Annotated in this window: 9 protein-coding genes and 1 pseudogene; 4 read left to right on the top strand and 6 right to left on the bottom strand. The window is 63.9% G+C overall.

Translation table 11 applies throughout. The annotated features are described in order from the left end of the window. Nucleotides 1–9: 9 nt before the first annotated feature. The 3 genes and pseudogenes from ACK4SG_RS05085 to ACK4SG_RS05075 all read left to right on the top strand — a co-directional run bounded on the left by ACK4SG_RS05085 (nt 10) and on the right by ACK4SG_RS05075 (nt 5,390). Nucleotides 10–333: a phage head closure protein gene (locus ACK4SG_RS05085; protein WP_190281368.1), complete on the top strand. Its 324-nt coding sequence runs from the start codon at nt 10–12 to the stop codon at nt 331–333. Nucleotides 334–1,001: 668 nt separating this feature from the next. Beyond that, nucleotides 1,002–3,680 (top strand): annotated as a pseudogene (locus ACK4SG_RS05080) (methyl-accepting chemotaxis protein); the annotation flags it as partial. Between the two features lie 357 nt (nt 3,681–4,037). Next, on the top strand, nt 4,038–5,390 hold the full coding sequence (locus tag ACK4SG_RS05075; protein ID WP_409600347.1) for a sigma-54 interaction domain-containing protein: 1,353 nt from the start codon (nt 4,038–4,040) through the stop codon (nt 5,388–5,390). Nucleotides 5,391–5,428: 38 nt separating this feature from the next. Here ACK4SG_RS05075 and ACK4SG_RS05070 read toward each other — a convergent pair whose 3' ends face one another. The 6 genes from ACK4SG_RS05070 to ACK4SG_RS05045 all read right to left on the bottom strand — a co-directional run bounded on the left by ACK4SG_RS05070 (nt 5,429) and on the right by ACK4SG_RS05045 (nt 10,836). After that, nucleotides 5,429–6,751: a hypothetical protein gene (locus tag ACK4SG_RS05070; RefSeq protein WP_409600345.1), complete on the bottom strand. Its 1,323-nt coding sequence runs from the start codon at nt 6,749–6,751 to the stop codon at nt 5,429–5,431. After that, nucleotides 6,748–7,509 carry a hypothetical protein gene (locus ACK4SG_RS05065; protein WP_409600343.1) on the bottom strand — a complete coding sequence of 254 codons (762 nt, stop codon included), beginning with the start codon at nt 7,507–7,509 and terminating at the stop codon, nt 6,748–6,750. Before ACK4SG_RS05065 ends, ACK4SG_RS05070 begins: the two co-directional genes overlap by 4 nt. 12 nt (nt 7,510–7,521) lie before the next feature. Further along, a complete protein-coding gene (locus ACK4SG_RS05060) occupies nt 7,522–8,232 on the bottom strand; it encodes a C39 family peptidase (protein WP_409600341.1) in 711 nt (236 codons plus the stop codon). Between the two features lie 145 nt (nt 8,233–8,377). Continuing rightward, nucleotides 8,378–9,682 (bottom strand): adhesin, encoded by a 1,305-nt coding sequence (locus ACK4SG_RS05055; RefSeq protein WP_409600339.1) that lies wholly within the window; start codon nt 9,680–9,682, stop codon nt 8,378–8,380. Nucleotides 9,683–9,721: 39 nt separating this feature from the next. After that, nucleotides 9,722–10,366 (bottom strand): hypothetical protein, encoded by a 645-nt coding sequence (locus ACK4SG_RS05050; RefSeq protein WP_409600337.1) that lies wholly within the window; start codon nt 10,364–10,366, stop codon nt 9,722–9,724. After that, the gene (locus tag ACK4SG_RS05045; RefSeq protein WP_409600335.1) at nt 10,366–10,836 is read right to left on the bottom strand and encodes a hypothetical protein; all 471 of its coding nucleotides are present in this window, start codon (nt 10,834–10,836) and stop codon (nt 10,366–10,368) included. Before ACK4SG_RS05045 ends, ACK4SG_RS05050 begins: the two co-directional genes overlap by 1 nt. Nucleotides 10,837–11,410: 574 nt before the next feature. On the opposite strand from ACK4SG_RS05045, the gene ACK4SG_RS05040 reads away from it, so the two are divergent. Further along, entirely contained in the window at nt 11,411–12,889 is a 1,479-nt protein-coding gene (locus tag ACK4SG_RS05040) for a SulP family inorganic anion transporter (protein WP_409600333.1), read from the top strand. The last annotated feature ends 7 nt before the right edge of the window (nt 12,890–12,896 follow it).

Below are 12,896 nucleotides of genomic sequence, written 5' to 3'. Positions count from 1 at the left end.
GGAACGCACATGGCATTCACCGCCCAAGAGCTGAACACGAAAATCCAGCTGCAGAGCCTGACCACGACGCGGGGCCCGGACGGCGAGACCGTGACCGCCTGGACCACCTATGCCGAAGCGTTCGCCAAGGTCGAGCCGCTGCTGGGCCGCGAGTTCATCGCCGCGGCTGAGGCGCAGAGCGAGATCGCCGCCAAGGTCACCATGCGCTGGCGTGACGGCGTGAGCGCGCGCCACCGGGTGCTGGTCGATGGCGAGGCGTTCGAGATCGTGAGCGCGCAGAACATCCGCACCCGGAATCGGGAGCTGCTGTTGTACGTCAAGCGATTGCAATAGGACGCGGGGAGTTGCCGGCTCGGGCCCGCGTGGGTTCTCTTCCCGACCGGTGGCGGATTGGCTGCGAGTGCCGCCTTCATGAAAAACCGCAGCAGCAGGGGCGCGGTCATCCGCGTTGCGGACGCCTACGGGTGAATCCTCCCGCGTGACCCTGCATCGCCGCCGTAGCGGCATCGGCGCCCCGCTGCTGGGATGGTAGCGGGGCGCTTTCTTTCCCCTGCCGGTCACCACCACCAGCTGGGGGCATCATTGGGGGCATCGGGAAATTTCGGTTCGCGCAAATCCGCGCATTTCAGGGGGTTACGGCCGTTGTTCCGGCGTCCCTGGCCCACCACCCTTCCAAGGCCAGCCGGCAACGGCTGGCCTTTTTGTTTTTCCCGCCCATGCGTGACACGTGCCAGGCCCATGCGCGAGCGGACGAATCGTCGCATTTCCCTGCGTGAACAACGGGTTAGGCCCGGTTGACGCCCCCCATCGCCCCCCCGTGCCGGCAGAGCAGGCCGGGTCGTTCTCCCGGGCCGGAACCACCCCGGGTAATCCCTGCGCCTGCGCCAATCATCGAGATCTGGCCCTTGCTGACGATACCGTTGACAAGGCTTGTTCTCCGGGCAGCCATGCCGCGCCTGCTCCAGCCACGCCCACGAACCAGCGCACCTGAGGAATGACCAATGCGTAAAGAGATCGGGACGGGCATGCACTCCATCGTGGCGCGTACCGCGCTGGTGCTGGGCATCGTGGCGACCCTGTGCTTCACCGGCGCGGCGTGGTTGATCCAGAGAAAGGCGGCGGAGGTGCAGGAAGCCACCGCCATGGACGAACTGGAGCAGCTGGCTCGCGCGGAAGCCGCCAAGGTACGCGGTTCCACCACCGAAACGCTGTCCCGCGTGCGCGGCCTGGCCGACGCCACACTGGTGATGATGGCCCGCGGCGGCGCCCAGCGCGCCGAAGCCTCCGCCCTGGTGCGCCGCTTCTCCGAAACCGATCCCAACGTGCTGGGTTACTGGCTGGAACTGGAACCCAATGGGTTCGACGGCCGTGACGCCGAGTTCGCCCGCGCATGGAAGAAAGGCGAACCGGACGCGGAGGCCCTGAAGACCTTCGCCGCCGGGCTGACGCCCAGCCAGCAGGTCAGCAACGACGATGGCCGGATGTCGGTGTACTGGACGCGCTCGGCCTCCGGTGAAGTATCGCTGCAGAGCGTGGTGGGCAGCGAGAACAACATCGTCGTGACTGGCGAAGGGGCAGAGAAATACTACGCTGCGGTACGCCAGCGCGGCGACGAGCTCATGTTCGAGCCGTATTCCGACAAGGTGGACGGCAAGCAGGTGCTGATGACCAGCCTGATGGTGCCGCTCAAGATGGACGGCCAGTTCCGCGGCGTGGCGGGCGCCGACATCACCCTGGACGCAATCCAGGCCAATCTGGCCAGGATCCGCCCCTACCAGCGCGGCGTGGTGCGCCTGTTGTCACCCACTGGGATGGTGCTGGCAGCGCCGGAGAAGGAGCTGCTGGGCAAGCCGTGGAAGCAGGACCTGCGCGATGTGCTGGCGGCGCTGGCCAGGGGCGAGGTGGTGCGTCGCCGCGAGACCGGCTCGCTGGTGCAGGGCGAAGTGTTCCGCGTCTACGTGCCGGTGACCGTCGGCCATTCGCCGGACGCCTTCGCGCTGATGGTCACGGCGCCGGCCGATGCCGTCATGGCGGGTGTCGTGGAAATCCGCAACCGGGTCATCCTGGTAGGTGTGGTGAGCGTGCTGCTGCTGGTCGTGGTCGTGGTCGTCCTGCTGCGCACACTGATTGGCAAACCGCTGCGCGGCATCGTGCAGGGCGTGGACGCGGTGGCGGCCGGCCAGCTGGATTACCCCATCGCAGCGGGCGGCAATGACGAAGTCGGGAAGGTTTCACGGGCGCTGCGCAAGATGCAGGCCGACCTGAAGGCGCGGCTGGATGCCGAGCGCAGGATCGCCGCCGAGAACCAGCGCGTCCGCATCGCGCTGGATAACGCCGGCACCGCGATGCTGATCGCGGATGCGGACGGCGCGGTCGCCTATGCCAATCCGGCGATGCGCAACCTGCTGGGCCAGTACCGGCCCACCCTTGCCCGCCACCTGCCGCAGGCCGATCTGGTCGAGCTCGAAGGCCAACCGCTGGCCCAACTGCAGCCGAGCGGCGCCGACACCTCGCGTATCGACGCCCTCCAGCAGCGCGAGCTGGTGTTCGGCAGCGCCGTGTTCGTGCAGACCGCGGCGCCGGTGGTGTCCGCGGACGGCGAGCGGCTGGGCGTGGTGGTCGAGTGGCGCGACCGCAGCCAGGAAGTCGCGGTGGAAGCCGAAGTGGGCGAGGTCATCGAAGCCGCCGCTGCTGGCGATCTGTCCAAACGCATCGAGGTGGAGGGCAAGACCGGGTTCTTCCGCCGTCTGGCCGAGGGTGTGGACGGCATGCTGGACGCCAACGCCAGCACCATCGCCGACGTGCAGCGCGTCCTGGGCGCGCTGGCCCAGGGCGACCTGACCCAGCGCATTACCGCCGACTACCGCGGCGTGTTCGGCCGCATGCGCGACGACACCAACACCACCGTCGAACGGCTGACCGAGACGATGGAACGCGTCCACGCGGCGGTGGACGCCATCCGTACCGCGGCGCGCGAGATCGCCGCCGGCAACAGCGACCTGTCCGCGCGCTCCGAACAGCAGGCGGCCAGCCTGGAGGAAGCCGCGGCCTCGATGGAGGAACTGACTTCCACGGTGAAAAACAACGCCGAGTCGTCCTACCAGGCGCGGCAGCTGGCAACCGGCGCGGCCGACGTGGCATCGCGCGGCGGTGCAGTGGTCGAGCAGGTGGTCGAGCAGATGGACGGCATCACCGCCGCCTCCAAGCAGATCGAGAACATCATCGGCGTGATCGACGGCATCGCCTTCCAGACCAACATCCTGGCGCTCAATGCCGCGGTCGAGGCGGCGCGCGCGGGCGAGCAGGGCCGCGGCTTCGCGGTGGTCGCGGGTGAAGTACGCGCACTGGCGCAACGCTCCGCGGAAGCTGCCAAGGAGATCAAGGGCCTGATCGGCAGCTCCGTGCAGCGGGTGGACCAGGGCGCGGCGCTGGTCGCGCAGGCCGGCGGTACGATGCAGGAGATCGTGGACGCGGTGCGCCGCGTCAGCGACCTGATGGCGGAGATCTCGGCCGCCTCGCAGGAGCAGAGCACCGGCATCGAGCAGGTCAACCAGACCATCACCCACATGGACGGCGTCACCCAGCAGAACGCCGCCATGGTGGAACAGGCCACTGCGGCGGCGCATTCGCTGCAGGAGCAGGCCGACGAGCTGGCGGAGTTGGTGGCGGTTTTCCGTATGCGGTAAAGACCGCCGGCGGAGAGGTGGCTCGGCCATCACCTCAATGTCCGCTCTCAGCAGAGTCGCCCGCGTCAGCGTGACTCACACCAAACAGTCTTCGGAGAACCCGGGGCGGTTCACAGACTCGCCTGGCGTCACTCTGGATCCAATGCCCATTTTTGCCGGGTTGCTTCGACCTCACTCCGGGATCTGTTGCCGCGCGCTGGGAGCTGCATCTCCGATGCGCTCCGTCGGTCGTTGTATCTGACGCAGTCGGGACGCCAACCACGCATTCAGGATGTTTCAGACAACGGTGTCCGTTTCCTGACACATGCTGCGTTTACTCTTTTGTGGGTTCGAATGCTGGAGCTGTGCGGCATGGAGAGGGACAAGGGCACGATTGCATCCGTCAATGGCGAAAAGTGCTGTGTCATCTGGTTCGGCCATCCGGACGCACGCGAGCGGATGGCACTGGCAGCCGAGGGGTGGCAAGTGCGCGCCATCGCAGGTCATGGGCCGGAGCAGATCAGGTTTCGTGGCACTGATCGCGAGGTTCTATTGTTCGATCTGCGACACGCCTCGCCACTTGAAATCCGATGGATGGCAGGCCATGCATCCAGACATCCGGCATCTGACGCAGTGGCGCTAGGCAGGCCAGGGCCCGATGCCCCGGCTGAGGCCGCCAGGTTGCTGTTCACATGCAGCCAGCACATCGAGCACAACGACCTGAACCCATTGCTGGCTTACCTGCGCGCGCGCAGCGCTGGCGCACACGCCTGCCATGCTTCGCTCTCAAATGATCTGATGGGCGAGAGCAAGGCGATGCTGTATATGCGCAAGCTGCTCCACAAATACGCAGTCATCGAACTACCGGTACTGATCTGCGGGGAAACCGGCACCGGCAAGGAACTGGCCGCCAATGCCTTGCATCGCCTCTCGCCACGCGCCAGCCGCCCGATTCTGGCGGTCAATTGCGGTGCGATTTCCTCATCACTGCTGCAATCGGAACTTTTCGGCCATGAAAAAGGCGCGTTCACCGGCGCTGTGAGTCGCCGTCAAGGCCTGTTCGAGTCCGCCGACAGCGGCACCGTTTTCCTTGACGAGGTGGGCGATCTTCCAGCGGAAGCACAAACCAGCCTTTTGCGTGTCCTTCAGGAGGGTACGGTGGAGCGATTGGGCAGCAACCACCCAATTCAGGTGAATGTCCGCATCATCGCAGCCACCCATGTGGATCTTGAGGAGGCGGTGCGCACTGGCCGCTTCCGGCGAGACCTCTATTACCGCCTCAATGTCCTGCATCTTCCCATGCCGGCCCTGCGCGACCGTGGGCAGGATGTCCTCCTGCTTGCAGCGCATTTTCTGGCCAGCTTCCGCACCCGCTACGGCACCCGTGCGGTCGGCTTCACCGAAATGGCCAAGCGGGCGCTTCTCCACCACCCCTGGCCCGGAAACGTACGCGAGTTGCTCAATCGCATCCAGCGCGCAGCGGTGACCGCCGAATCGGAGCTGATCGACTGCGAGGATCTTGGACTTGCTGCGATCGAGGTGGCGGCCAACAGCCCTGTAGGCGACGGCCTAGACGAGCGCGACTACCTGCTTGATTGCCTGGCCCGCACCGACTACAACGTCAGCGCCTGCGCAAGGCTGATGCGGGTATCGCGTGTGACCATCTATCGCATGTGCAATCGGCATGGCATTGCGCTTGAACGTCTGCGCGCCGCGATCGCGTGAACCAGTCTCACCACCCTCCACGGCCGGGTGGAGAACCATCACAGCATGTAGGGTATTTTCACCAAGAGGCTGAAATCCGGCGCATCCGGCGTGACACCAATGCCCAGCACACCGACGAAGGTTGCCTTCGGTGACAACGCGTGGGTCACGCCGAAGTTCAGCGTACCGGCGTTGGCATCGCTGCCGACGATCTTGATCCAGTCTGATCCCGCATAGCGCGTACGTGCGCGCGCGGCCATCCTGTCGCTGAACGAAATGCTCAGGCTGGTCCGTTCATTGAAGGCAAACGCCACTCCGGCACCGAAATAGAAAGCGTTACCCAGCGCGACGCGCCCCGGATTGGTGGTTTCAGGATCGGAGTCGATATCGTCGAAACTGCGCTGGAAAGAATGGGTGAACCCGATGTTGCCAAAAAGAATCGCCGGGTCGGTGGCCTTGACCATCGACAACCCCAGCCCGGCCTGCCAGACCCCGTTTCCAGTCGGTTGCTCCGCAGGCACGGCGAAGCGGATGAAGTCGTCGTTATCGCGCTCGATCACTCGCCAGTCCATGCCATACGGCTCTCGTCCGGTAGGCGCGGTAATGCTGGCAGTCAAGACGGTTTCCGGCCTCCAGCCCGACTCCGCAAACAGCCGGTAATTGGCACCTAAAGTGATGTCACCAATTCCGCCACCAGTAGTCTCTTCCTGCGCGACTGCCGCGGCCGATCCACCGGCGCCACCTTTCTGGTAGATGGTTTTTCGCAGTATGTAGGGCACATCGGCACTCAGCGTGAGGCGTGGACTAACGCCCCAGCGCGCCGCGAAGTTGTAGGTCAGCGAATCGGACTCGACATTTTCGATGGCGATGTTGCCAAGGAAAATTGCATCCAGCGCCAGAAAGCCGTTCAGGGTCAGCTGCTTGCGGTCATATCGGGCATAGGTCACTCCATTTTCGATGGTCAACTTGCCATTGAACAATGCGGACTGCTGCTGCTTGACGTCATCCACGCTGCGACGCACGTTGGCCTGTGCCTGCTCCGCCTCCGTCGCCGTGCTGGCATAGCCCTCCTGGGCGACGCCGGAAGCCACCTGCCCGGATTGCCCATCAAGCGTGGCGGGCGAAGGGTTCCCTTGGGTGGGAGTGCCAGCAATCCGTCCTTGCAGGGCCTGCACCTGGGCGTCCAACTCGCGCAGCTTGCGAACTTCCACGGCATAACTGGCCTTCAATGCCTCCAGCTGCGCCAGCAATGTCCTGATCTCGGCCTGGGTAGCTGCGGCGGGCGCATCCTGCGCTGCTGCTGCCGTCGGCCACAGCCCTCCTGCCGCCAACGCCGCCAAGTAGAGGAACCGGGCGGACGACGCACCACCTTGCCGGATCATCGGCCTACTCCACGCGCAAGCGCAATGGCTTGGGCGACGCTTTGACTGAGCTGCGCGTTCATCGCCAAGGGTTGCCGAACCAGCTCGATATTCATGCTGTTACTGGCTCGCTGACCATCTCCGGCAAGCTGGATGCTTTGCCCGATGCTGCCACCGCGCATCCATTGCTCGACCAAGCCCTGCCCTTCGATGCGAAGTTGGACACGAGCGCCGTTAGCTTCCATCCCCGCAAGGACAGAAGCCGAACCCGACTGCGCAGCGTTGACGTCACCGCCTGCCATCATGGCTCCAGGCCCCTGCTCTGCCCCTGTGGCATCACGCACCGTCAAGCGCATCCCATTGAGCGCGGTATTGCCATCTCCCGCAACCTGCACGGCCTGTGTAATGCCAGTGATGTTGGCCAGACCGCTGGCATCCACCGTGCGCGTCACACCCTCCTTGGGGCCTTCCTCATCCACCATATCCAGAGTCACGCTGGGCACCAGTACCAGCCGCGGCTGGCCGCTGGAGAAATCAAGGCCCACCATGAGCGTCCCCGTAAGGCTCTGCCCGGTCGCCGTGACCCAGCTCGACACCATACTGACGCCAAACCAGGCCACCCCGTAACCGGCAACTGTGTAACGCCCGCGCAAGTTACCCAGCTCGGCATCCGGCAACTCCTGGATGCCCCTGTCAGCACCGCGCGGCGCATTGGCTGCGGTTGCCGGAAGCAATGCCGACAACAGCCATGCAGCCGCAAAAATTCTGTATCTGTCCATGGAACACCTCGTTCAGAAGAGATCCGAATGGGTAAAGCCGAAATCCATCAATTCGGCATCCGTCAACGGGCCTTGTCGGTCAAACAACGACTTTGCATCCGCCCGCTCAACGGGCGAGAGGAGCGCGGTATTCCGATCAAAGTCGTTTCCTATCACGATGAACACGGCGCGCAACGGCCAAGAGGCCAGAAAGTCCTGGAAAGGCACCGTGCGGTTACCCAGAATGGGATCCGCCAACTCCACGTAGTCCCCGCGCACCTGTTTGAGCACGACGAAATGGCGAAACCCCTTGACGTCCATCAGGACGATGCCGGGCACCCGCAGCGTGCGCAATCGGGACTCGTCGATGCGATAGCCCCGCCCGCGCATGCCCAGCCGCTCGACGTAACGCTTGATATCCAGAAGGGAGAATCCACGCTGGCGTACCACCTCGGGGTCGGCAACACCCAGCATGCCCTGGATCACTGTCGATTCATCCACGTCCACGTGGTAGGCATAGCGGAGAATGGTGGCGAGCGCTGCAGCACCGCAACTGAAGTCAGTCTGCTGCCGCACCAGAGTCCTGAAGCGTCGCTCCTGCATGCTCTCGACACGGCGGGTATACAGCACACCGTCAGGTGAGACTGCACCAAAGCCTACGTCCGCGCCCGCGGCGTGACCGGCTATGCCGGCAAGCATGGGTAGCCACATCAACTGCAACACACCGCTTACACATCGACGCATCTTCGTGCCCCTTACGACAAACCACCCCGTTTAAGCTCTTAGCTGGTTTGCCGGTAAAGAACGCAATTCCCGAAATGATCCGGCCACCACCCGGTGGCCGGATCATGGTTCCGCGGTTACCGATCACACGGCCGCGACGGGAAGATCACTCACCGCCGCCGCTACCGCCACCGCCACCGCCCGAGGAGCTAGGCTGCGCAACCGCCAGCGACAGGCTGTTGGCCTGCATGTTGCCGGTTCCCGCTGCTACATTGACGCCGATATTGCCCGAGGCGGCACTGAATGCGGAGCCGCTCAGACTGGCCGTATTGGTCGCGTCGACTGCGACGTAGCTGACGTTGACGATCTGCCCGCTCAGGCTTGCCGTCAAATCGGCATAGCTCAGCTCACTGAACGTACCGGCCTCGTCGGTATCGAACGCGATGCCACCATTTCCAGGGTTATAGGGGTTCTCGACGGCGCCCTGTGTCTCGTTGTCAAAGTCCGCATGACCCCATTGCGGATTCGGCGTCGGATGCGGCCCACTGCCGGGCCAGATATCGGGATAGAAGTTCTGCATCTGGTAGGCGTTGCCGGTACCACTGTAACTCCCACTGCCAGCGATGCTGCCGGAGACCGTTCCGCCGAGGCTGATGTCGATCGTATCCACGATGCGCTCGTAGTGGCCGTAGTTCGCCACCATGTTGCCGGACGATGCCTGATTGGAAGCAACCGTGGCCGTCGCATAGGCGCTGGTGGCCACCGAGCCGGCCAGGGCGTTCTTCTGCATGTTGTTGTTCCCGGATGCCACGTTCACCCCGATGTTGCCGGAGGCATTGGCGAAGGCATTTCCGGAAACACCGGCCGTGTTGGTGACCCCGGAGTTCCAGGTCATGTTATCGACCCCGGTCTGGCCAACGAACACTTCCGAATCGGCCATGCCAAAAGCGAATGAGGCATCGGTAGCGGACAGCGCGGCGGCATTGTCCTGGATGTTGTTATCACCCGCCGCCACGTTGAACCCGAGGTTACCGGAAGCATCCGAAGCGACGTCATCGCCGATCGATGCATCGTTGGTCAACAGCGAGTTGAGCCCCAGGTTGCCGGAAGCCGACTGCCGATTGTCGATCACGGAAATGGCAGCCGAGTCGATGTTCAGATCGCCCGAAACCGTCGGTGAGCCGGTGAAGCTGATGTCAGAGCTCAGCCGAAGATCCTTTTCCAGATTGACGTCGACACCGTGGTTGTTCTTCTCACGGCGCTCGTCTTCACTCACGCTGGTGGTCTCCACCGTGGTCTTGGTCGAGCTTTCGTTGCTGACATCATTGCGGATGTTGTTGCGGACTTCGGTGACCACATGGTTGTGGTTGATGTCCGCGGACTTGTTCTTGTTGTCGGCCGCGTTGGCCGCCATGCTTGCGGTCAGTGCGGCAACAGCGACCACAAGGGCTTTCGTCTTGCAAGATTTCATCACACTCTCCTCGTCTTCACTTGGTTGTGGAACGAACTTTCACGGTCCGCCGGATACGGAGATTTCCAATGTGTTCCCCGTTGCATTCGCGGAACCCGCGACCTGGTTGAGTTGCATCACGCCGCGAAACCCTTGCATCGCAGTAGCAGCAACTGCCACTTCCCGCGACGTTCCAGGCTGATCCAGCGGCGACGGCGTCCCCCCCGCTGGCATTGCTCCACTGGCGGCCATGACTGCGTCATCCGCCTCTTCGATGCCGTACCCCGCAAGCGCGGCGGCCACTACGTTGAACTGGGCGTTACCGGAGCCGGCAACCTGATTGATCGCGTACATGCCGCTGGCGTTGGCCAGGGCACCATCGGAGATGGCAACCGAGGCGTGCACAGGCGCAGTAGCCACATCGTTCTCACTGCGCTGCCAGACCCTGCCCGCGGCAGACGCGAACCCGCCTACGGCCATGGCCTGCAGGTTGGCTTGTAAATTGAGATCCCCGGCGGCCTGATTGATACGCACCGCGCCGCTGCTCGACGCCAATGCGTGGCCATCGATTCGTGCGTTCGCACCCAGGTACTGCAGCATGGCGTCGTACGAATCCGGCGCCTGTTGCGCCAAGGCGACGGGCAGAACCTGGCCGCACGCCAGCAGCAGCCAGACGATGCAATGCATGGGCAGCTTGGCGCGCATCATTTCCCTCCCAGCGGAAACCGGGCGAGCGTGCCGCGCACCTGCTCATCGATACCGCGGGTTGCCGCACCCACTGCCCCACCGACGGAACCAGCCAGATGGCCGCCAGGAACCGGTTCTGAGGAATGCGTGAGAGACCCGAGGGCCGCACCCAGCGCCCCCTCACCCCGGTCACTGCCAATGCGCTCGGCGATACTCTGCACGGATTGGGCCCGCCCTGAGTTGACCGCGCCATATTCGTCATCACTCATCTCGCCCAATGCCGCGCGGATCTCCCTGCGCGGTGAGGGATCCACCAGCAGCGCCATCCCCGGTGGATGCATGCGCACCGCGGGGCGAGCGGATACGGTGCGGAGCAGGACGATCTCGCCGGGCTGGGTCTTGTCGCTCTTGCGTACCCCCGCGGCATGCGCCGGCATAGCCATGCAGACCACTGCCGCCACCAATACCGATCGCCACATACGCTCCATGACCTTCTCCCCGCTCTGCTGCCCTCCTACTAAGCAGATTGCGTGCCAAACAGGAAAATCTTTAAATTCAGTTACTTACAAAAAAAATCAAAAACACTCCCTGTATCACCTGTTACACCTGCAAGACGATGGAAAGCCTGTCTGACTGGCCGCAGAGCGCATCAGTGCTTCGTTCAAGGCAACACAGCGACCTGTTACACCCGACTGCTACACGGTGACAGTCGATACCTGCCAGAACCGGCAGGCCAGGTGGCGCGGCTGCGGGCTGGCCAGACCGCGGTGAATGCGGCATTGCAGCAAAATGGGCTATCATCGCGCCGCTGCCGCGGTGTGGATGTCCCCCAAGCACTGCAGTGGATCGCTTCGCGCAAGCCCGCGCTGCCGGCACTGCGCCGGGCCGGACCAGGAGCCATTCCGCGCAGCCGGGATGTGGCGAAACCGCCAGCCTTCCCACGCCGCCCCGGGCGCCTCGTCCATGGCGCAACACGCCACATGCCGCCCGCACCGCGGGCACGCGCCCCCTCTCCCACTCGCCGGCGGCTGCAGGCCGGCCGCATCGCAGGAATACCCAGGAATGCTGAAATCGATTCGTCAGGATTGGCTGTCCAACGTCCGCAACGATCTGCTGGCGGGCATCGTGGTGGCGCTGGCGCTGATCCCGGAAGCCATCGCCTTCTCGATCATTGCGGGGGTGGATCCCAAGGTCGGCCTGTACGCATCGTTCAGCATTGCCACCATCATCGCTTTCACCGGTGGGCGACCGGGCATGATCTCGGCGGCGACGGGCGCGATGGCCCTGCTGATGGTCACGCTGGTGAAAGACCACGGCCTGCAATACCTGCTGGCAGCGACCGTATTGACCGGCCTGCTGCAGGTCCTGGCGGGTTGGTTGCGGTTGGGCTCGCTGATCCGCTTCGTGTCGCGCTCGGTCATCACCGGCTTCGTCAATGCGCTGGCGATCCTGATTTTCCTGGCGCAGTTGCCCGAGCTGACGGGCGTGACGTGGCAGGTCTATGCGATGACGGCGGCGGGGCTGGCCATCATCTATGGCTTCCCATACCTCACCAGGGCCGTGCCGTCACCGCTGGTGGCGATCGTGGCGTTGACCGCGGTTACGATCTTCCTGGGTCTGGATATCCGGACCGTGGGGGACATGGGCAAGCTGCCCGACAGCCTGCCTGCCTTCCTGCTGCCCGATGTGCCGCTGAACCTGGAAACGCTTGGGATCATCTTCCCGATTTCCGCCACCATGGCCGTGGTCGGCCTGCTGGAGTCGATGATGACGGCCTCCATCGTCGATGATCTGACCGATACCGGCAGCAACAAGAACCGGGAATGCGTGGGCCAGGGCATCGCCAATATCGCCACAGGCTTCCTGGGCGGCATGGCGGGCTGCGCGATGATCGGCCAGTCGGTCATCAACATCAAATCCGGCGGCCGCGGCCGGCTGTCCACGCTTGCGGCTGGCGTGTTCCTGCTGCTGATGGTGGTGTTTGCCGGCGACTGGGTGTCACGCATCCCGATGGCGGCCTTGGTCGCGGTCATGATCATGGTGTCCATCGGCACCTTCAACTGGGCGTCGATCCGCAACCTGCGCCAGCACCCGAAACGCTCCAGCATGGTGATGCTGGCCACCGTGGTGGTCACCGTGGGCACCCACGACCTAGCCAAGGGCGTACTGACGGGCGTGCTGCTATCCAGTCTGTTCTTCGCTTACAAGGTAGGGCACTTCCTCCGCATTTCCTCGCGCACCGAGGAGGAAGGCCGCGTCCGCGCCTATACGGTCACCGGCCAGGTGTTTTTCGCCTCTGCGGAGCGTTTCATCAATGCCTTCGACTACAAGGAAGTGATCGAGAAGGTGCGCATCGACGTCAGTCGCGCCCATTTCTGGGATCTCACGGCGGTCGGCGCACTCGACAAGGTGGTCCTCAAGTTCCGTCGCGAAGCCACCGAGGTGGAGGTCATCGGCTTGAATGAAGCCAGCGCCACGCTGGTGGACAGATTCGCGGTGCACGACAAGGAAGGGGCCGACGACATTTTGATGGGCCACTGAGTTGGAG

Origin of the sequence: Thermomonas sp. (assembly GCF_046293095.1) — a bacterium.
In the GTDB taxonomy this organism is placed as follows: Bacteria; Pseudomonadota; Gammaproteobacteria; order Xanthomonadales; family Xanthomonadaceae; genus Thermomonas.
Note: the sequence above shows the minus strand (reverse complement) of the source record. Positions and strands in the feature narration are given on the sequence as shown.

Excerpts from the sequence above, each read along its gene's own strand:
- ACK4SG_RS05075 (WP_409600347.1), top strand. The coding sequence starts at position 4,038 with ATGGAGAGGGACAAGGGCACGATTGCATCCGTCAATGGCGAAAAGTGC.
- ACK4SG_RS05040 (WP_409600333.1), top strand. The coding sequence starts at position 11,411 with ATGCTGAAATCGATTCGTCAGGATTGGCTGTCCAACGTCCGCAACGAT.
- ACK4SG_RS05070 (WP_409600345.1), bottom strand. The coding sequence starts at position 6,751 with ATGATCCGGCAAGGTGGTGCGTCGTCCGCCCGGTTCCTCTACTTGGCG.
- ACK4SG_RS05060 (WP_409600341.1), bottom strand. The coding sequence starts at position 8,232 with ATGCGTCGATGTGTAAGCGGTGTGTTGCAGTTGATGTGGCTACCCATG.
- ACK4SG_RS05045 (WP_409600335.1), bottom strand. The coding sequence starts at position 10,836 with ATGGAGCGTATGTGGCGATCGGTATTGGTGGCGGCAGTGGTCTGCATG.
- ACK4SG_RS05055 (WP_409600339.1), bottom strand. The coding sequence starts at position 9,682 with ATGAAATCTTGCAAGACGAAAGCCCTTGTGGTCGCTGTTGCCGCACTG.
- ACK4SG_RS05065 (WP_409600343.1), bottom strand. The coding sequence starts at position 7,509 with ATGGACAGATACAGAATTTTTGCGGCTGCATGGCTGTTGTCGGCATTG.
- ACK4SG_RS05085 (WP_190281368.1), top strand. The coding sequence starts at position 10 with ATGGCATTCACCGCCCAAGAGCTGAACACGAAAATCCAGCTGCAGAGC.
- ACK4SG_RS05050 (WP_409600337.1), bottom strand. The coding sequence starts at position 10,366 with ATGCGCGCCAAGCTGCCCATGCATTGCATCGTCTGGCTGCTGCTGGCG.